Source organism: Variovorax saccharolyticus, assembly GCF_030316765.1.
GTDB lineage: Bacteria > Pseudomonadota > Gammaproteobacteria > Burkholderiales > Burkholderiaceae_C > Variovorax > Variovorax saccharolyticus.
In genome coordinates this window covers 1-17,948 of sequence record NZ_JASZYT010000018.1, presented here as the reverse complement: position 1 = coordinate 17,948, position 17,948 = coordinate 1, and the positions used below count along the sequence as shown (strand labels likewise).

16 protein-coding genes are annotated in these 17,948 nt (G+C 69.4%); 8 read left to right on the top strand and 8 right to left on the bottom strand.

The features are described from left to right. Positions 1 to 17: 17 nt before the first annotated feature. Both QTI45_RS33525 and QTI45_RS33520 read left to right on the top strand, forming a co-directional pair. Positions 18 to 398: a response regulator gene (locus QTI45_RS33525; RefSeq protein ID WP_286372640.1), complete on the top strand. Its 381-nt coding sequence runs from the start codon at positions 18 to 20 to the stop codon at positions 396 to 398. A gap of 83 nt (positions 399 to 481) precedes the next feature. Then, positions 482 to 1,399, top strand: coding sequence for an SDR family NAD(P)-dependent oxidoreductase (locus QTI45_RS33520; protein WP_286657413.1), 918 nt, complete (start codon positions 482 to 484; stop codon positions 1,397 to 1,399). A 9-nt stretch (positions 1,400 to 1,408) separates the two neighbouring features. Here the strand turns inward: QTI45_RS33520 and QTI45_RS33515 are convergent, their stop codons facing one another. Both QTI45_RS33515 and QTI45_RS33510 read right to left on the bottom strand, forming a co-directional pair. Continuing rightward, positions 1,409 to 3,598, bottom strand: coding sequence for a hypothetical protein (locus QTI45_RS33515; RefSeq protein WP_286657412.1), 2,190 nt, complete (start codon positions 3,596 to 3,598; stop codon positions 1,409 to 1,411). A 13-nt stretch (positions 3,599 to 3,611) separates the two neighbouring features. Then, entirely contained in the window at positions 3,612 to 3,971 is a 360-nt protein-coding gene (locus tag QTI45_RS33510; protein ID WP_286372637.1) for an HPF/RaiA family ribosome-associated protein, read from the bottom strand. Positions 3,972 to 4,123: 152 nt separating this feature from the next. On the opposite strand from QTI45_RS33510, the gene ylqF reads away from it, so the two are divergent. The 3 genes from ylqF to QTI45_RS33495 all read left to right on the top strand — a co-directional run bounded on the left by ylqF (position 4,124) and on the right by QTI45_RS33495 (position 7,189). After that, positions 4,124 to 5,083: a ribosome biogenesis GTPase YlqF gene (gene ylqF / locus QTI45_RS33505; protein ID WP_286657411.1), complete on the top strand. Its 960-nt coding sequence runs from the start codon at positions 4,124 to 4,126 to the stop codon at positions 5,081 to 5,083. A gap of 94 nt (positions 5,084 to 5,177) precedes the next feature. Beyond that, a complete protein-coding gene (locus tag QTI45_RS33500) occupies positions 5,178 to 6,221 on the top strand; it encodes an aldo/keto reductase (RefSeq protein WP_286657410.1) in 1,044 nt (347 codons plus the stop codon). Positions 6,222 to 6,253: 32 nt separating this feature from the next. After that, positions 6,254 to 7,189, top strand: coding sequence for a M14 family metallopeptidase (locus tag QTI45_RS33495; RefSeq protein ID WP_286657409.1), 936 nt, complete (start codon positions 6,254 to 6,256; stop codon positions 7,187 to 7,189). Between the two features lie 3 nt (positions 7,190 to 7,192). Here the strand turns inward: QTI45_RS33495 and QTI45_RS33490 are convergent, their stop codons facing one another. Both QTI45_RS33490 and QTI45_RS33485 read right to left on the bottom strand, forming a co-directional pair. Beyond that, positions 7,193 to 8,047 carry a M23 family metallopeptidase gene (locus QTI45_RS33490; RefSeq protein ID WP_286657408.1) on the bottom strand — a complete coding sequence of 285 codons (855 nt, stop codon included), beginning with the start codon at positions 8,045 to 8,047 and terminating at the stop codon, positions 7,193 to 7,195. Positions 8,048 to 8,055: 8 nt separating this feature from the next. Further along, a complete protein-coding gene (locus QTI45_RS33485) occupies positions 8,056 to 9,858 on the bottom strand; it encodes a glutamine--tRNA ligase/YqeY domain fusion protein (protein WP_286657407.1) in 1,803 nt (600 codons plus the stop codon). 137 nt (positions 9,859 to 9,995) lie between these two features. Between QTI45_RS33485 and QTI45_RS33480 the strand changes: the two genes are divergently transcribed. After that, a complete protein-coding gene (locus tag QTI45_RS33480; RefSeq protein WP_286657406.1) occupies positions 9,996 to 10,352 on the top strand; it encodes a hypothetical protein in 357 nt (118 codons plus the stop codon). Positions 10,353 to 10,448: 96 nt separating this feature from the next. Here QTI45_RS33480 and QTI45_RS33475 read toward each other — a convergent pair whose 3' ends face one another. The 4 genes from QTI45_RS33475 to QTI45_RS33460 form a co-directional block, all read right to left on the bottom strand. Continuing rightward, entirely contained in the window at positions 10,449 to 11,273 is an 825-nt protein-coding gene (locus QTI45_RS33475) for a LytR/AlgR family response regulator transcription factor (protein WP_286657405.1), read from the bottom strand. After that, entirely contained in the window at positions 11,270 to 12,337 is a 1,068-nt protein-coding gene (locus tag QTI45_RS33470) for a sensor histidine kinase (RefSeq protein ID WP_286657404.1), read from the bottom strand. Before QTI45_RS33470 ends, QTI45_RS33475 begins: the two co-directional genes overlap by 4 nt. Continuing rightward, positions 12,334 to 12,621, bottom strand: a complete 288-nt coding sequence (locus QTI45_RS33465; protein WP_286372628.1) for a 2TM domain-containing protein — start codon at positions 12,619 to 12,621, stop codon at positions 12,334 to 12,336. Before QTI45_RS33465 ends, QTI45_RS33470 begins: the two co-directional genes overlap by 4 nt. A 63-nt stretch (positions 12,622 to 12,684) precedes the next feature. Continuing rightward, on the bottom strand, positions 12,685 to 13,275 hold the full coding sequence (locus tag QTI45_RS33460; RefSeq protein ID WP_353621376.1) for a DUF6622 family protein: 591 nt from the start codon (positions 13,273 to 13,275) through the stop codon (positions 12,685 to 12,687). A 154-nt stretch (positions 13,276 to 13,429) separates the two neighbouring features. Here QTI45_RS33460 and QTI45_RS33455 point away from each other — a divergent pair, with 154 nt between their 5' ends. Beyond that, positions 13,430 to 14,698, top strand: coding sequence for an efflux RND transporter periplasmic adaptor subunit (locus QTI45_RS33455; protein ID WP_286657402.1), 1,269 nt, complete (start codon positions 13,430 to 13,432; stop codon positions 14,696 to 14,698). A 9-nt stretch (positions 14,699 to 14,707) separates the two neighbouring features. Next, positions 14,708 to 17,821: an efflux RND transporter permease subunit gene (locus QTI45_RS33450; protein WP_286657401.1), complete on the top strand. Its 3,114-nt coding sequence runs from the start codon at positions 14,708 to 14,710 to the stop codon at positions 17,819 to 17,821. The last annotated feature ends 127 nt before the right edge of the window (positions 17,822 to 17,948 follow it).

Genomic DNA, 17,948 nt, shown 5'->3' with positions numbered 1-17,948 from the left:
TTGTTGGCCGCCCCATCATGACTTTCAAGACCTATCTGGTCGAAGACAACCCCATCATCCGGGACAACCTCGTCGGCTTTCTCGAGGAGATCGCCGATGCCACCGTGGTGGCGCATGCCAGCGGCGAAGACGAGGCCGTGAGCTGGCTGCGCAAGCACGGCGAGAACTGGGACCTGGCGATCGTCGATCTGTTCCTCGACCAGGGCAATGGCCTCGGCGTAGTCGACGCCTGCCGCCACCGGGCACCGCACCAGAAGGTGCTGGTCTTGAGCAACTACGCCACGCCCGATGTCCGCGCCCGCTCCAAGGCACTGGGCGCCGACGCCTTCTTCGACAAGTCGGCCGAGATCGACCAGCTGCTCGACTACTGCGAGCGCCTGAGTCGCCGAAACGACTGATCCGAGGGCATTCCGGGCCCGCTCGGGCCGCTTTCTGGGTTAAAACGCGTCGCGTCAACGACTCCTACGAAAGCACTGAAAGCATGAGCAGCATCGACTTCAAGGGCCGCGTGGCCATCGTGACCGGCGCCGGCGGCGGGCTGGGACGCCAGCATGCGCTGGCACTGGCGGCGCGCGGCGCCAAGGTGGTGGTCAACGATCTGGGCGGTGCCCGCGACGGTTCCGGCGGGTCGGTCAGCGCCGCCCAGGCCGTGGTCGACGAGATCAAGGCGGCCGGCGGCGAGGCGATCGCCAATGGCGCCTCGGTGACCGATTTCGAGGCCGTGCAGGCGATGGTGGCCCAGGCGGTCGAGGCCTGGGGCCGGGTCGACATCCTGGTCAACAACGCCGGCATCCTGCGCGACAAGAGCTTCGCCAAGATGGACCTGGCCGACTTCCGGCTGGTCGTCGACGTCCATCTCATGGGCGCGGTGAACTGCACCAAGGCGGTCTGGGCGCTCATGAACGAGCAGAAATACGGCCGCATCGTGATGACCACCTCGTCCTCCGGCCTGTACGGCAACTTCGGACAAAGCAACTACGGCGCCGCCAAGATGGCGCTGGTGGGGCTGATGCAGACCCTGTCGATCGAAGGCGCCAAGAACGACATCCGCGTCAACTGCCTGGCGCCGACCGCAGCCACGCGCATGACCGAAGACCTGATGCCCGAGGCGGTGCTCGAGGCGCTCAAGCCCGAGGCCGTGGTGCCCGCGATGCTGGTGCTGGCCGCGCAGGATGCGCCCAACCGCACCATCCTCTGTGCCGGCGCGGGCAGCTTCGAGGCCGCCCATGTCACGCTGACCCAGGGCAGCTGGATCGGCCTTGGCGGCGATGCACCCGAACAGCTCGCCCAGCGCTTGGCCGAGGTCAGCGACCGCGCAGGCGAGATCGTGCCGCAGAGCGGCGCCGCGCAGGGCAGCAACGAAGTTGGAAAGGCGATGGCGAACGCCGGCAAGCGCTGACGGCGCTGCCTAGCTGGCCTGCTGCGTCGCCGCGGCGGAGGGCGCATGCTGCAACGCGGCCGGCAGCCGCGCGTCGAGCAGCCCGAACTGCCACACCACGACCACGGCCCCCACGACCACGGCCAGCGCGGCCAGCGCTGCTGCCACGCCGCGCCGGTCGGCATAGGGGTCGTGCACGAAGCGCCTCGCATGACGCGGGATCTGCGCGGTCTTCGACAGCGAAGCGCCGAGCCGCACATTGACCTTCATGCGCCCGTTGATGGCCCAGCCGCTGGCATCGAGGATCGGGCCCAGGCTGCGCTGGTGCAGCTTGAGCCACGCGATCAGCATGCTCGGCCCGGAGATCGCGAGCACGATGCCGACGACCGCGATCGGGATCCACTGGCCCAGATCGATGAACTTGCTGAACAGCGCCACCAGCACCGCGCTGATGCTTCCCATCGCGACGCCGATCGCTGCGACCGTGCCGACATCGATGCGGCCGCCGGCCGGCAGCCGGACCGGCGGCGCGGCCCCCGCCGGCGCGGCCGGGGCGATGGCCCGGTCGGCGTTCGCGAGCGTGCTGGCCAGCGTGCCCAGCGAGCCCTGGGCGCTGGCTTCGCTGGCTGCCGCGCGCTTGGCAACCTGCTCCTCGATCAATCGCACGAACTTCTTGTAGGGCGAGAAGAAGGCCTGCGCGACGCTGGTCGGGTTCTCGATCAGGCGCGTGATGGTGGCATCCCAGTCGCGGCCCTGGCGGTCGTAGAAGATGCCGTTGCGGCCGACGAACAGGAAATCGACATCGCCGGCGGTGAAGGCCGCGACGATGCCCATCTTCTGCCCTTCGCGGGTGCAGTCGCAGTAGGCCAGGCAGGTCTTGGCGAGGCCGGCCAGCACCGCGTGCTGCTTGGCGTCGGCCACCTGCACCGTGAGGTCGCAGCTGCGGCCGTCGAGGTAGAGCGTGCCGGCCTGGAAGATCGCGCCCTCGCGGCGATAGAACTCCTTGAAGGAGACGAAATTGTTCAGCAGCCGCAGCAGGTCGCGCTGCAGGCGCAGCAGCTTCTCGAGGTCGACCAGGCGCGCGTTGTGGCGCTCGACGCTGGCGTCCTCGTCGATCAGCGCCATCACCGCGGCGCGGCTGTCGAGCAGGCGTGCGATGCCGGCGCCGTCCTCCGCGGACAGCGTGTTGACGGGCTTGCGGGCCAGCCAGTCGCGGCAGGGCGCCAGGACGCGCTGCAACTCGATCCACGAGGCTTCATCGAGTGCGGCGACCTCTTCGCCCATCAACGGAACCAGGGCCTTGGCGCGCAGCGCGTCGAGCGCCGCGGCCCAGGCCGGATTCGCGCCCTCCCGCAAGGGCAGGCTGCGGCCGGGGCTGATCGGCGCCAAGGGCAGCGCCGCGATGCCGTCGGCCTGCAGGCTGAGCTCCTGGGTCGCCAGCGCCTCGTAGGTTTCGCTCGATGCATTGAGCGCCGGCACCGCCTGGATGTCGTAGGCGGCCACGCGGCAGCGGGCGAAGAAGTCGTCGACCTTGTCGCGAACCGCGGCGACCGCCTCGGCCGCTTCGAGCATGCCGCCGCCCTGGCAGGTCGATGCGCCATCGCCGGCCTGCCAGGCATGCATCGCCTCGGCCTCGGCGTAGAAGGCCTCGGCGCGGGCCCTGTCGATGCCTTCGCGGCCGTTGCGGTCCTTGAGGCTGCCATGGGTCTGCATGATGCGCAGCAGCGTTCGCTGCAGCGCCTCGTCGTCCTGGGCGGTGTCCGGCGTGACGACGCCATCGCCGTTGAAGCGCATCGCGGCCAGCAGCTCGGCGCGGCGGGTCACGTCGTCCAGGCAGATGTGGGTCGCGCCCTCCTTGCCTGCGAGCGCGAGCACGCGCCGGGCTTCTTCGGCGAGCGGGATCGATGCGGCCGGGTCGTCGGCCAAGGCATCGAGGGCCAGCGTGTCGCTGCCGGCAAGCAGCCCATCGGCGTCGCGCAGCTGCGCACAGGCCCAACGGCAGGCGGCGATCAGCTCGGGCGGCCGGATGCGGCCATCGTGGTCGGTGTCGATCAGGTCGAGCGTCCGGGTGTCGAACTCGATGCCGCGCGTGGGGCAGGCCAGGGCCACCCAGAGCTTCTGGTCGAGTTCGCCGATGCGGGCGATGTCGGCCCCGCTGCGAAAGGCCACCTGGTCGACGCCCCCGGCGCGAAAGAACTGCCAGCGATGTGGTTCCTGCATCGTCCGGCGACCCTTATTCGACCACCGCGTCGCCGTCCTTGCGGATCGAGTCGCGGTCACGGTGCCCGTACAGCCGGCCGAGGGTGCTTTCCAGGGTGCGCTTGAGCTTGTCGGCGGCGCCGCGGAAGGCCTCGTCGAGACCGCTGGCATGGTGGCTCACAGCCAGCGGCTGGTGGCCGGCCAGGCGGGCCTCCATGGTGCAGCGCTTGTCGGCGCTGCCGCTGGCCGCATGGTTCTCGTCGCTCAGGTGGATCTCGACGCGCGTCACGTCGGCGGCGAAGCGGGCCAGGGCCTGCCGCATCTCGCCGTCGGCCCAGCGTTCCAGGGTGTCCTTGTTCTCGATGCCGTTGCCGGTGTTGACTTGAATCTGCATATGCGGTGTCCTTTCTGCAAGCCTCTACTTTGCGCCCATCGGGAGCCGGCGTACGTAAGCATTTGGGCAACGCGGCCGAGGGCCGAACGACCACACGCGCGGCCCGGCGACAATGGCGCCTCGAATCCGCAGCAAGAGAAAGAAGTTCCCCGATGGCCATCCAGTGGTTCCCCGGTCACATGCACCTGACCCAGAAGGCCATCGCCGAACGGATCAAGGACATCGACGTCGTCATCGAGCTGCTCGACGCGCGCCTGCCCGGCTCCAGCGCCAATCCGATGCTGGCCGAACTCACCGGCCACAAGCCGGGGCTCAAGGTGCTCAACAAGCAGGACCTGGCCGACCCGGCGTGCACCGCGCTGTGGCTGGCCCACTACAACGCCCGGCCGGACACCCGGGCGATCGGGCTGGACGCCAGCCAGACCACGCCGGCGCGCCAGCTCATCGACGCCTGCCATGCGCTGGCGCCTTCGCGCGGCGGCATGGCCAAGCCGATGCGGGTGCTGATCTGCGGCATTCCGAACGTCGGCAAGTCGACATTGATCAACACGCTCACCGGCAGCCGAAAGGCCAAGACCGGTGACGAAGCCGGCATCACCAAGCTCGAGCAGCGCATCACGCTGGCCGACGACTTCTACCTCTGGGACACGCCCGGCATGCTGTGGCCGCGCATCATCGTCGCCAAGAGCGGCTACAACCTTGCGGCCAGCGGCGCCATCGGACGCAACGCCTTCGACGAGGAAGAGGTCGCGCTCGAACTGCTCGACTACCTCAAGGGGCACTATGCGGGCCTGGTCGAGGCCCGCTTCAAGATCGATCCGATCGGTGCGCTGAGCGACGAGCAGGTGCTCGAAGCCATCGGCCGCAAGCGCGGCGCACTGCTCGGCAAGGGCCGGGTCAATCTGCAGAAGACGGCCGAGATCGTGATGAACGAATTCCGCAGCGGCAACATCGGCCGCATCACGCTCGAGACGCCCGAGGAGTTCGCCCAATGGCTGGCCGCGGGGCAGCTGATCGATGCCGAGCGGGCGGCGAAGAAAGCGGCGCGGGCGCGCAAGAAGGGGTCGGGCCGGCGCGAGGACGGGCCTGCGGAGGAAGCCGACGCGCCGTAGCGTCCGCCTGCAGGAATTCGCGCGGGCCCCTATGCTGGCGGGCTTGTCCGGCGCGGCCCGCCCGCGCTCTCATCGATCGTCCAGGAGTTCCAGCATGCGTCACAACCCTCTCGGCCGCACCGGCCTCTTCGTCTCCGAGCTCTGCCTCGGCACCATGACCTTCGGCGGCAGCGAGGGCATCTGGAGCCAGATCGGCGACCTGCAGCAGGCCGATGCCGAGCGGCTGGTGGGCCAGGCGCTGGACGCCGGCATCAACTTCATCGACACCGCGGACATCTACGCGGGCGGCCTGTCGGAGCAGATCACCGGCCAGGCGCTGAAGAACCTGCAGGTGCCGCGCGACAGCGTGGTGGTCGCCACCAAGGTCTTCGGCGAGACCGGGTCGGGCCCGAACGCGCGCGGCGCCTCGCGCGGTCACATCATGGACGGCGTCAAGGCCAGCCTGAAGCGCCTGCAGCTCGAGCACATCGACCTCTACCAGATCCACGGCTTCGATCCCGCCACGCCGATCGAGCAGACCGTGCGGGCGCTCGACCAGCTGGTGCGCGACGGCCATGTGCGCTATGTGGGCGTCTCCAACTGGGCGGCCTGGCAGATCGTCAAGGCGCTGGGCATTGCCGAACGCTGGGGACTGGCGCGCTTCGAATCGCTGCAGGCCTACTACACGGTCGCCGGCCGCGACCTCGAGCGCGAACTGGTCCCGATGCTCCAGAGCGAAGGCGTCGGCCTGATGGTCTGGAGCCCGCTCGCCGGCGGACTGCTGAGCGGCAAGTACGGGCGCGAGCCGCAGGGCGGGCAAGGCAGCCGCCGCGCCACCTTCGATTTCCCGCCGGTCGACAAGGACCGAGCCTGGGACTGCGTCGACGCCATGCGGCCGATCGCCGAGGCGCACGGGGTCTCGGTGGCACAGGTCGCGCTGGCGTGGCTGCTGCACCAGAAGCAGGTCACCAGCGTGATCGTCGGCGCCCGGCGCCCCGAGCAGCTGGCCGACAACCTGGGCGCGACGCAGGTGCGCTTGAGCGCAGGCGAGCTCGCGCAGCTCGACCAGGCGAGCCGGCTGCCGCCCGAGTATCCCGGCTGGATGTTCGCGCGCCAGGGTGAGAATCGACGCCAGCAGATGGCCGACAGCGTTCGCTGAGGCCCGTCATCCCGCAGCCAAAGAACTTTCACATGATCCAGACCCAAGCCGCTCTCGAAGTCCTTCCACGCGACATCTCCGCCTACCGCGAGGGCAACACCGGCATCGACTACGTGCACCGTTTCGAATCCGGCAAGCCCGGTCCGCACGTGCTGGTCAACGCGCTGACCCACGGCAACGAGATCTGCGGCATGGTGGCCGCCGCGCACCTGCTCGACAGCGGCGTGCGGCCGAAGATCGGCACGCTGACCGTCAGCTTCGCCCATGTCGAGGCCTACAACGCCTTCGATCCCGAGAAGCCTTTCGACAACCGGCAGATCGTGCACAACCTCAACCGCGTCTGGTCCGACGAGTGGCTCGATGGCCCCGAGGACAGTCCCGAACTGCGCCGCGCGCGTGAGCTGCGGCCGGTGGTGGCCGCCGCCGACCACATCCTCGACATCCATTCGACCAGCCAGGACGTGGTGCCGTTCTGGGTCTATCCCGACTTCGAACGCAATGCCCGGGTGGCGATGGCGATCGGCCTGCCGCCGGTGCACCTGGTGATGCCGAGCGGGCTGGGATCGGGCACGCCCTTGATCCAGCATGGCCTGCACGCGGGCGCCGATGCGCCGGGCGCTGCGATGGTGGTCGAGTGCGGCCAGCATTTCAAGCAGAGTGCGGCCGATCTCGCGACCGAGGTGACGCTGCGCTTCCTGGCGCATTTCGGCTTGATCGACCGGGAAGGGGCAACGCCCGAGCTCGAAGCGCAGCGCCGCTTCGAGCTGCTGCAGACGCACATGATCAAGTTCGAGGACTTCCGCTTCGTGCGGCCGCTGATCGGCTTCGAGACCTTCGCCAAGGGCGAGCTGATCGCCACGCAGGGCCCGGACGAGATCCGTGCGCCATGCGACGACTGCACGATCTTCATGCCGGCGCAAAGGGTGATCGTGGGGCGCGAGGCGGTTTACCTGACACGGCCGTTGTGAGCCTCAACCCGCAATGAACAGCGCCGGGTCCACCATCGCCCGGTTCAGCATCACGGACCAGTGCAGGTGCGGCCCGGTCACGCGGCCGGTGGCGCCGACCGCGCCCAGGCGCTCGCCGGTCTGCAGCAGTTCGCCGGCCTTCGCATCGATGCGGCTCAGATGGCAGTACATCGTGAGCAGGCCGCCGCCATGGTCGAGCCAGACCGTGCCGCCATTGAAGAAGTAGTCGCCGGTATCGATGACCTTGCCCGGCAGCGGCGCCAGCACCGGCGTGCCGGTGGCGGCTGCGATGTCCATGCCGCTGTGCGGATTGCGCGACTGGCCGTTGAAGACGCGGCGCAGGCCGAAGGAGCTGGAGCGCCGGCCCGGCACCGGAACCCGCATCTCCAGGTCCTGCAGCGAAGCATCGCTGAAGGTGGCCATCACGCCCGCGAGGTGGGCGCGCTCGCGTTCGTAGCGCGCCTGGTCGGCGGGCGAGAGATCGACCGTGCCCGGCGCCACCTTGAGGCGCTGTTCGCTGTACTGCTTGGACGCGATCGCATAGGCGATCTGCCGCTCGGCGCCATCGCCGGCGCGCACCGTGATGCGGGCCTTGCCGGGCATGGCCGCGAGCGGGATGCCGACCAGCGCCGTCCACGCGATCGGGTCGCCCAGCACCAGCAGCGGGATGCCGGCTTCGGTGCGGGCCTCCGGCCGGGTCGCGGAGGGCCCGAGCGACAGGCGCGCCACGCCGCCCGGCACCTGCGCGTCGTGCGGCCAGACCGTGGCCGCCTTGGCGGAAGAGGGCGCGGCACCGGCGCCGGGCGCCGGCAGCGCCAGCAGGCCCACCGAGCCCAGCACGAAGGAGCGGCGGTGCATGGTGCGGCTCATTTGCCCCAGCTGTCGCGCATGCCGGCCGCGCGATTGAAGACGCGCTGGCCCGCGGTCGCCGCCTTGGCATCGACCACGAAATAGCCGTGGCGCTCGAACTGGAAGCCGGCGCCGCCCGGCGCCGCCTGGGCCAGCGAGGGCTCGACGAAGGCCTGGCTGGTCTGCAGGCTGTCGCGGTTCAGCTCGTCGAGCAATTCGCCGCTGCCCGGCTGCGCGGCCGCGAACAGCCGCTCGTACAGGCGCACCTCGGCCGGCAGCGCATCCGCGACCGCCACCCAGGTGATGTTGCCCTTGACCTTGATCGCATCGGCGCCCGGCGTGCCGCTCTTGGAGTCGGGCACCAGCGTGGCCTGCACTTCCTGCAGCCTGCCCGAGGCGTCGCGGGTGGCACCCGTGCAGACGATCGTGTGACCGTACTTCAGGCGCACCTTGTTGCCCGGGAACAGGCGGAAGAAGCCCTTGGGCTGCACGTCCTCGTAGTCGGTGCGCTCGATCCAGACCTCGCGGCCGATCTTGAAGCGGCGCTGGCCGCGCTCCGGGTGATGCGGGTGCACCGGCGCCGTGCAGTCGTCGAGGAAGGCGGCGCCCATGAGCTCGTCCCAGTTGCTGATGACCAGCCTGACCGGGTCGAGCACCGCCATCGCGCGCGGCGCGATCGGATCGAGCGTGTCGCGCAGCGCGGCCTCGAGGCTCGCGTAGTCGATCCAGCCGCCCGACTTGGTGACGCCCGAACGCTCGCAGAACAGCTTCAGCGCCTCGGGCGTGTAGCCGCGGCGGCGCAGGCCGGCCAGCGTCGGCATGCGCGGGTCGTCCCAGCCGTCGACGTGCCCCTCTTCGACCAGTTGGCGCAGCTTTCGCTTGCTGGTGATGACATGGGTCACGTTGAGCCGCGCGAACTCGTACTGGCGCGGGTGCGGCGAGGCGATCAGGCCACCCTCGGCCAGACGGTCGAGCAGCCAGTCGTAGAAGGGCCGCTGGTCCTCGAACTCGAGCGTGCAGAAGCTGTGCGTGATCTGCTCCAGCGCGTCCTCGATCGGATGGGCGAAGGTGTACATCGGGTAGATGCACCAGGTGTCGCCAGTGTTGTGGTGGGTCGCGCGGCGAATGCGGTAGAGCGCCGGATCGCGCATGTTGATGTTGGGGCTCGCCATGTCGATGCGGGCCCGCAGCACGGCGGCGCCATCGTCGAGCTGGCCGTCGCGCATGGCGCGGAAGCGCGCCAGGTTCTCTTCGGGCGTGCGGCTGCGGAACGGGCTGTCGGTGCCGGGCGTGTTGAAGTCGCCGCGGGTGGCGCGGATCTGCTCGGCGCTCTGCTCGTCGACATAGGCCAGGCCGGCGCCGATCAGGTATTCCGCCGCGCGGTACATGAAGTCGAAGTAGTTACTTGCAAAGTACACATGCTCATCGACCGCGCCCGGCTGCCTCGGGTTGTCGGCCAAGCGGGTGTCGTAACCCAGCCATTGCACGGCATCGCGGATGGCGTCGACGTATTCCTGCTCTTCCTTCTCGGGATTGGTGTCGTCGAAACGCAGGTGGCAGACGCCCCCGTACTCCTTCGCCAGCTCGAAATTGAGCCAGATGCTCTTGGCGTGCCCGATGTGCAGGTAGCCGTTCGGTTCGGGCGGGAAGCGCATGCGGACCTTGGCCGGGTCTTGCATGCCCTGGGCGTGGTGGGCGGCGTCCCCGGGGGAGCCGCCCCATTTGCGAGTGGAATAATGGCCCTGACCGAGGTCGTTTTCGATCACGTGGCGCAGGAAATTGCTCGGCTTGGTGCTGTCGTTGTCTGCAGGGGAAGTCATATCTCCCCATTCTAGGTGGGGCTCCGGGGGCGTTACCTTTGGCAACCTTCTTCACAGAGCGACGTGCACGGCCTTCACACCTCAAGCGTTGAATACACACATGGGCGGCCAACACCCGCCCCAACAGGAGTTCCATGATGAGCGTCATTCGCACCAAATTCTTCAAGTGGGCCGCTGCCGGGGCCGTTGCCGCCGGCGCGCTGTTCGCCGCCGCTTCGGCCAATGCCGCGGTCGGCTGGTCGGTCGGCGTCAATGTCCCGGGCGTGGCGATCGGGGTTGCCACGCCGCAGCCCTACTACGCACCCGCCCCGGTGTACGTGGCGCCGGCGCCGGTCTACTATCCGCCGCCGCCGGTCTACTACCGTCCGGCGCCGCGCGTCTACTACCGTCCGGCTCCCGTGTACTACGCACCGCCGCCGGCCTACTACCGTCCGGCACCCGGCTACTACCGTGGACACGGTCACGGCCGAGGCCACGTTCGCTACTACCGCTGAGCGACAGCGACACCGAATCTTCTTGCTGTCACATCATGAAAAAACCGGCCCTGGAGGCCGGTTTTTTTCTGCCCGCCACTGTTGGCGCCGGGCTGCTCACATGGCGCGGAACAGATGGGCGTAGAGCCGGCTGACCGGAATCCTGTCGGCGCGGCCGCGCAGGCTCAGGTGCTGGCGGCCGGCCTCGTCGCGATGCACCGCCTCGATGGCGCTGCTGCGCACCACCACGGCCCGATGCACCTGCCAGAAGGCCTCCGGGTCGAGTTGCGGCAGCAATTGCTTCAGCGGCGTGCGGATCAGGTACTCGTGCGTGGCGGTCAACACGCGGACGTACTTGTCGGCGGCTTCGAAGTACAGCACTTCGTCGATGGGAACCATGCGCACCGTGGAACCGCCGGCCTCGCTGGCGGTGATGAACTTGAGCGGCGCGCCGGTGCCGCCCGGGCCGGGAGCGCCGGCGGCGGCCAGCGCCTTCTGCCATTGCGCCAGCGTGCTGGCGAGCGCTTCTTCGGCGCTGGCGGCGGCAGGCTCGCGGGCCTCGAGCGCCTGCCGCAGGCGCGCCACCGTGCGCCGCAGCCGCTCGGGCTGCACCGGCTTCAGCACGTAGTCGATGGCCTGGGCGTCGAAAGCCTTGGCCGCGTATTCGTCGTAGGCGGTCACGAAGACCAGCTGCGGCATGGGCGCTTCGTCGGCCGGCCAGGCATCGGCGAGTTCGGCGGCCACCCCGAGCCCGTCGAGCCCGGGCATGCGGATGTCGAGGAACAGCACCTGCGGCAGTCTGGCCAGGGCCTCGCGCACGGCGCTGCGGCCGTCGCCTACAGTCGCCACCAGCTCCAGTTCGGGCCAGGCGGCGGCGAGTTCGGCGCAGAGGGCCTGTGCCAGCAGGGGCTCGTCTTCGGCGATCAGGGCGGTCGGGTTCATGGTTTCGCAAGGGGCAGGAGGATGGTGGCACAGACGCCACCGCTTTCCGGGGATGTCAGGGCGAGCCGGCCCTCGGCGCCGTAGACCGTCGCCAGCCGCTCACGCACCTGCGCCAGCCCGAAGCCGCCGCCGTCGGCCGTGAGTGCTGCGGTGTCCATGCCGGCACCGGTGTCGCGCACCTCGATGCACAGCTTTTTGCCGTCGCGCCGTGCCTGGACGCGGATCTCGCCGCCTTCCACCTGGGGCTCGAGCCCATGGCGGATGCTGTTCTCGACCAGCGGCTGCAGCATCAGCGGCGGCACCGGCACCTCGCGCAAGTCTTCGGGGAGGTCGAGCGTGTAGCGCAGGCGGTTGCCCATGCGCACCGACATCAGGCTCAGGTAGTCGGACAGGCGATCGAATTCAGCCGCCAGCGGATGCGACAGCGCCCGCGAGCCGCTGAGCGTGACCCGCAGATAGGCGTTGAGGCGGTCGAGCATCTCGACGGCGCGGGCCGGATCGGTCGTGATCAGCGCCCGCAGATTGGCCAGCGTGTTGAACAGCATGTGCGGCTCGAGCTGCGTTTCGAGCAGCTTGAGCCGCGCATCGGCGGCGTCGCGCTGTGCCAGCGCGATCGCGCCCTCGAGGTACTTGCTCTTGCCGCGGCTGTAGTAGTAGTAGCACATGACGACGCTGGCCAGCGCGGTGATGATCAGGGTGGAGGCGAACTTGTGGGGCGCGAAGCTCCAGAACTCCAGCAGCGGTGCGCCGCTCCAGGCGTCGCCGATGACATTGCCCCCGAGGAAGCCGGCGGTGATGCCCACGGCGATCAGCGGCACGGCCCTGGCGGGGCCCGGCCAGGGCTTGTCGGGGTCGGTGCTGAGCGCCAGCCGGCCGAGGTCGATGATGAGCCAGCTGATGAGTCCGATCGACAGCGAATAGACGAACTGGTAGCCCCATCCACCGCGCCCCGACAGCGCCAGGGCGATCGCGATCACGCAGCAGAAGATCGCGGTGTTGAGGCCGTGCCGCAGCACGTCCCTGAGGTTCTTGCGCGTGAAATTGTGGCGCCGGGTCGTGCTCACCAGGGGTCTCCGGCGCCGAGCGCCTTGCGTTCGTGCGCCAGCAGCCGCTCGTAGAGATTGCCGCCCGGCGCGACCAGGAACACGACGGCGCCATGGATCAGCAGGCCCAGGCCCCAGCCGAGCAGCGGGAATACGGCCCAGCGCTGTCCGAGGGAGGCGGCGAGGCCGACCAGCAGCAGGTTGACCAGCAGGTAGGCCACGGCGTGGACGTACCAGCCCATCTTGGCGCCGGCGCGGCGGCGGGCCAGGCGCTCGACGGCTTGGGGATCGGAGGGGTTCTTCATGGTGGAGGTCCTGGATCGGAATTGTTGCGAAGGAACAGGCGCGGGCGATGCGGGTCGACCCTATCAGGCCGCCGCGCCGCGCGCGACGCTGGCTGCGCGGACCGTGCCGATCGCGAGTTTCCAGAGGCGCATCGCGCGGCCCGTGAAGACGCCGGTGAAGAGGCCGTACAGCGCGCTGATGCCAAGGGCGAAGCCTGGCTGGCGGGCCAGTTCGGGGTGCATCGCGAGCAGCACGCCGACGGTGTACTTGGTGAAGAAGATGCCCATCATCAACAGCAGCGGCACCGCGCTGCCGGCAACCTGGAATCGGCGCGCGGCCGCGTCGTAGCGCGTGGTCGCCGCGACGCCGCGCTGCATCACGAGGCCCAGCGACACGAGCGCGGCGCAGCACCAGACCAGCAGGGCCAGCGGTGCGTCGCCGAAGGCCGTGGCGATGCCGGACACCGCGAGGCCGGTCATGGCGATCGGGAGCAGCGTCACTCGGACCAGGCTCACGCTGCCGGCCAGCAACTGCTTGGCGCCGAGCCACAGCAGGGTGGCAAAAAGGATGTAGACCCACTTCGGGGTGTGCTGGAAGACCTGGGTCAGCATGACGTGCTCCTGAAGGACGATGGGCGGACTGTGCCGAGCGCCCGCCGCGCCCGCCACGGCCATGCGACGAACTGCTCCCGGGCGGCGCCAGTTGCATCCGGAGATCGCCGGACGCAAGGCGGCAACCTCGGCTTTACCGAGGCTTTACGGTTCGTAAGGGCTGGGCGCTACGATTCGGCGCTCCACTACGGGCTGCCGCATACAAGCCCATTCACCGATGTCGTCCCCCCATCCCGAAGCCGCCCCCGAAAACCTCCCAGCGACCCTTCCTGCTCCCTCTCGACGGCGGCGCTGGATCGGCAGCCTGGTGGCGCTGGCGGTGGTGCTGGGGCTGGGCGGCGGAGCCTGGTGGCTGATCAAGCGCTCGGGCGAGCCGGTCGGCGGCCGGCCGAACTTCGGTGGCGCCAGCTCCACGGTCGGTCATGCGGCGGCCCGGCGCATGGACATGCCGATCCTGATCGACGCCCTCGGAACCGTCACGCCGCTGACCACCATCACGCTCAGGCCGCAAGTCGGCGGCGTGCTGACCGAGGTGCTCTACACCGAAGGCCAGACCGTCAGCAAGGGCCAGCTGCTGGCCCGCATCGACCCGCGCCCCTACGAGCAGGCGCTGATGCAGGCCCAGGGCAACCGGGTGCGCGACGAGGCGCAGCTCGAGGCGGCGCGTGTCACGCTGTCGCGCTACCGCACGCTGCTGACGCAGGATTCGATCGCGCGCCAGGACGTCGACACCCAGGCCGCGCTGGTCAAGCAGCTCGAAGGCACGGTGACCACCGATCGCGCGGCCGAAGCGGCCGCCAAGCTCAACCTGGACTACACCCGCGTGACGGCGCCGGTGACCGGGCGCATCGGGCTGCGCACGGTCGACCCGGGCAACACGGTGACCGCCAACGCCACCACCGGCATCGCGGTGATCACGCAGATGAACCCGATCGACGTCCAGTTCGCGGTGCCGCAGGACCGCGTGCCCGACATCCAGGCCCAGCTCGCCAAGGGCGAGCCGCTGCCGGTCAAGGCGCTCGACCGGGTGCGCAGCGCGGTGCTCGACACCGGCACCTTCTCGACGCTCGACAACGTGGTCGACACCAGCACCGGCACGGTCCGCGCCAAGGCGCGCTTCGCCAACGCCGGCACGCCGCTGTTCCCGAACCAGTTCGTCAATGTGCAGATGGTGCTGCGCACCGTGAACGCGATCGTGGTGCCGGTGACCGCGGTGCGCATCGGCCCCAACGGCACCTTCGTGTACGTGGTGAATGAAGACCGGACGGTGTCGGTGCGTCCGGTGAAGCGCGGCGAGGCCACGGTCGACGTGGTGGCGATCACCGAAGGCCTGAAGGCCGGCGAGGACGTGGTCACCGAAGGCGGCGACCGCCTGAAGGACGGCGCCCGCGTGCAGTTGCAGGGCGACAAGCCGGCCGCCGCGCCGCGCCCCGGCGCCTCCGGCCCGCGCGGCGAGGGCCGCCGGCAGCGGCCTGCCCCGCAGTAAGGGGGCGTGGTGAGTCCTTCGCGTCCCTTCATCGAGCGGCCGGTCGCGACCGCGCTGCTCATGCTCGCGATCGTGCTCGCGGGCCTGGTCGGTTTCCGCTTTCTGCCGCTGGCAGCGCTGCCGCAGGTCGATTACCCGACGATCCAGGTGCAGACGCTCTACCCGGGCGCCAGCCCCGAGGTCATGAGCCGCACCGTGACCGCGCCGCTGGAGCGCCAGTTCGGCCAGATGGCCGGCCTCGACCGCATGAGCTCGACCAGCGCCACCGGCGTCTCGATCGTGACGCTGCAGTTCGCTCTCGACCAGACGCTGGACGTCGCCGAGCAGCAGGTGCAGGCGGCCATCAATGCCGGCGGCTCGCTGCTGCCGGCCGACCTGCCGGCGCCGCCGGTGTATGCCAAGGTCAACCCGGCCGACGCGCCGATCCTGACCCTGGCCGTGAGCTCCGAGACCATGCCGCTGACCGAGGTGCAGAACCTGGTCAACACGCGGCTGGCGCAGAAGATCAGCCAGGTCGGCGGCGTCGGGCTGGTGTCGCTGTCGGGCGGCCAGCGTCCGGCGGTGCGGATCCAGGCCAACACCAATGCGCTGGCCGCGGTCGGCATCGGCCTGGACACGCTGCGCACCGCGATCACGGCGGCCAACGCCAACAGCGCCAAGGGCGGCTTCGACGGCCCGAAGCGGGCCTACACGATCAATGCCAACGACCAGCTGGTGACCGCGGCCGACTACAAGAACCTGATCGTCGCCTGGAAGAACGGCGCGCCGGTGCGCATGACCGACGTCGCGCGCGTCATCGACGGCGCCGAGAACACCCAGCTCGGCGCCTGGGCCGGCAGCCATTCGAGCGCCCAGCAGGGCGAGCAGGACGGCAAGCTCTATCCGGCCATCATCCTCAACGTGCAGCGCCAGCCCGGCGCCAACGTGATCGGCACGGTCGACGGCATCAAGAAGCTGCTGCCCGAGCTGGAGGCCTCGCTGCCGGGGGCGCTGAAGGTCGAGGTGCTGAGCGACCGCACGACCGGCATCCGCGCCTCCGTGCGCCACGTGCAGCTCGAGCTCGCGCTGGCGGTGGTGATGGTGGTGCTGGTGATCTTCTTCTTCCTGCACAGCGTGCGCGCCACGGTGATCGCCAGCATCGCGGTGCCGATCTCGCTGATCGGCACCTGCGGCCTGATGTACCTGCTGGGCTACAGCCTCAACAACCTGAGCCTGATGGCGCTGACCATCGCGACCGGCTTCGTGGTCGACGACGCGATCGTGATGATCGAGAACATCGCGCGCTACCTCGAGAAGGGCGAGCCGCCGTTCCAGGCCGCGCTCAAGGGCGCGACGCAGATCGGCTTCACCATCATCTCGCTGACGGTCTCGCTGGTCGCGGTGCTGATTCCGCTGCTGTTCATGGGCGACGTGGTGGGCCGCCTGTTCCGCGAGTTCGCGGTGACGCTGGCGATCACGATCCTGATCTCGGCCGTGGTCTCGCTGACGCTGGTGCCGATGATGTCGGCGCGCTGGCTCAGGCCGCAGGCCGAGGAGGGCGGGCGCTTCGGTGCCGCGGTGCAGCGCTTCTTCGACCGCGTGATCGCGCGCTACGACATCTGGCTGCAGTGGGTGTTCCGCCATCAGCCCTTGACGCTGCTGGTGGCGCTGCTGACGCTGGCGCTAACGGTGGCCCTCTACGTCGTGATTCCCAAGGGCCTGTTCCCGACCCAGGACACGGGGCAGCTCAAGGCCCGCGTGCTGGCCGCGCAGGATGTGTCCTATCTGCGGATGGCCGAACTGCAGCAGTCCGCGGCCAACATCATCCTGGCCGATCCGGACGTGCGCAGCCTGAGTTCGGTGGTCGGCGTCGACGCCGCCAACAACATGGCGCTCAACACCGGCAGCATCCTGATCAACCTGCGCCCGGGGCACGACGACCAGGCCGTGGTGATGCAGCGGCTGCGCGACCGGGTGCGCGAGGGCGCCGCGGGCGTGTCGCTCTACCTGCAGCCGACGCAGGACCTGACCATCGACGCCGAGACCGGGCCGACCGAGTTCCGCGTCTCGCTCGAAGGCGCCGACACGACCACGGTGAACGAGTGGGCGCAGAAGCTGGTCGAGCGCCTGCGCAGCGTGCCGCAGGTTCGCAATCCGACCACCGATGCAGGCGCCAAGGGCCTGTCGGCCTACGTCGACATCGACCGCAACACGGCGTCGCGGCTGTCGGTGACGGCGAGCTCGGTCGACGACGCGCTCTACAGTGCCTTCGGCCAGCGCATCGTCTCGACCATCTTCACCGAGACCAACCAGTACCGAGTGATCCTCGAGGCCCAGCGCGAGGCCTTGTCCTCGCCCGAGGGCCTCGGCAACCTGCAGCTGCGCACCGGTGCTGGCACCGCGACGCCGCTGTCGGCGCTGGCCACGGTGCGCGAGCAGTTCGCGCCGCTGCAAGTGACACGGGTGGCGCAGTATCCGGCCGCGACGGTCGGCTTCGACACGCCGCCGGGCGTGTCGCTCGGCAAGTCGGTGTCGGCGATCCGCGCCGCGGCCAAGGAGATCGCGCTGCCGGCGGGCGTGAGCATGACCTTCCTCGGCGCGGCCGGGGCCTACGAGAAGTCGCTGACCAACCAGCTGTGGCTGATCCTGGCCGCGGTGGTGTGCGTGTACATCGTGCTGGGCGTGCTCTACGAGAGCTACATCCATCCGCTGACCATCCTGTCGACCTTGCCTTCGGCCGGCGTCGGCGCGCTGCTGGCGCTGATGCTGACCGGCAACGACCTCGGCGTGATCGGGATCATCGGCATCATCCTGTTGATCGGCATCGTGAAGAAGAACGCGATCATGATGATCGACTTCGCGATCGACGCCGAGCGCAACCAGGGCAAGGGGCCGCTGGAGGCGATTCACCAGGCGGCGCTGCTGCGCTTCCGGCCGATCCTGATGACCACGCTGGCGGCGCTGTTCGCGGCGCTGCCGCTGATGCTGGGATGGGGCGAGGGTGCGGAACTGCGCCGGCCGCTGGGGCTGGCGATCTTCGGCGGGCTGGTGGTGAGCCAGGTGCTGACCCTGTTCACCACGCCGGTCATCTATCTCGCGTTCGATCGGCTGGGGCGGCGGTTCGGGCAGAGGGCTGCGGCATGAGTTCCGTTGTCGTTGTCGTTGTCGCTGGAGGGGCGCCCCGCAAGCGGTGCGGGGGTGTTCAAAGATCCGCAACGTCTCCAACGCCGATGCAACCCCGACGTCTCAGCGGTGGTGGGCGGTATGCCCT

Bases quoted from the DNA above. Each gene is read 5' to 3' on its own strand.
- QTI45_RS33525 (WP_286372640.1), top strand. From the start codon at position 18: ATGACTTTCAAGACCTATCTGGTCGAAGACAACCCCATCATCCGGGAC.
- QTI45_RS33520 (WP_286657413.1), top strand. From the start codon at position 482: ATGAGCAGCATCGACTTCAAGGGCCGCGTGGCCATCGTGACCGGCGCC.
- QTI45_RS33515 (WP_286657412.1), bottom strand. From the start codon at position 3,598: ATGCAGGAACCACATCGCTGGCAGTTCTTTCGCGCCGGGGGCGTCGAC.
- QTI45_RS33510 (WP_286372637.1), bottom strand. From the start codon at position 3,971: ATGCAGATTCAAGTCAACACCGGCAACGGCATCGAGAACAAGGACACC.
- ylqF (WP_286657411.1), top strand. From the start codon at position 4,124: ATGGCCATCCAGTGGTTCCCCGGTCACATGCACCTGACCCAGAAGGCC.
- QTI45_RS33500 (WP_286657410.1), top strand. From the start codon at position 5,178: ATGCGTCACAACCCTCTCGGCCGCACCGGCCTCTTCGTCTCCGAGCTC.
- QTI45_RS33495 (WP_286657409.1), top strand. From the start codon at position 6,254: ATGATCCAGACCCAAGCCGCTCTCGAAGTCCTTCCACGCGACATCTCC.
- QTI45_RS33490 (WP_286657408.1), bottom strand. From the start codon at position 8,047: ATGCACCGCCGCTCCTTCGTGCTGGGCTCGGTGGGCCTGCTGGCGCTG.
- QTI45_RS33485 (WP_286657407.1), bottom strand. From the start codon at position 9,858: ATGACTTCCCCTGCAGACAACGACAGCACCAAGCCGAGCAATTTCCTG.
- QTI45_RS33480 (WP_286657406.1), top strand. From the start codon at position 9,996: ATGAGCGTCATTCGCACCAAATTCTTCAAGTGGGCCGCTGCCGGGGCC.
- QTI45_RS33475 (WP_286657405.1), bottom strand. From the start codon at position 11,273: ATGAACCCGACCGCCCTGATCGCCGAAGACGAGCCCCTGCTGGCACAG.
- QTI45_RS33465 (WP_286372628.1), bottom strand. From the start codon at position 12,621: ATGAAGAACCCCTCCGATCCCCAAGCCGTCGAGCGCCTGGCCCGCCGC.
- QTI45_RS33460 (WP_353621376.1), bottom strand. From the start codon at position 13,275: ATGGCCGTGGCGGGCGCGGCGGGCGCTCGGCACAGTCCGCCCATCGTC.
- QTI45_RS33455 (WP_286657402.1), top strand. From the start codon at position 13,430: ATGTCGTCCCCCCATCCCGAAGCCGCCCCCGAAAACCTCCCAGCGACC.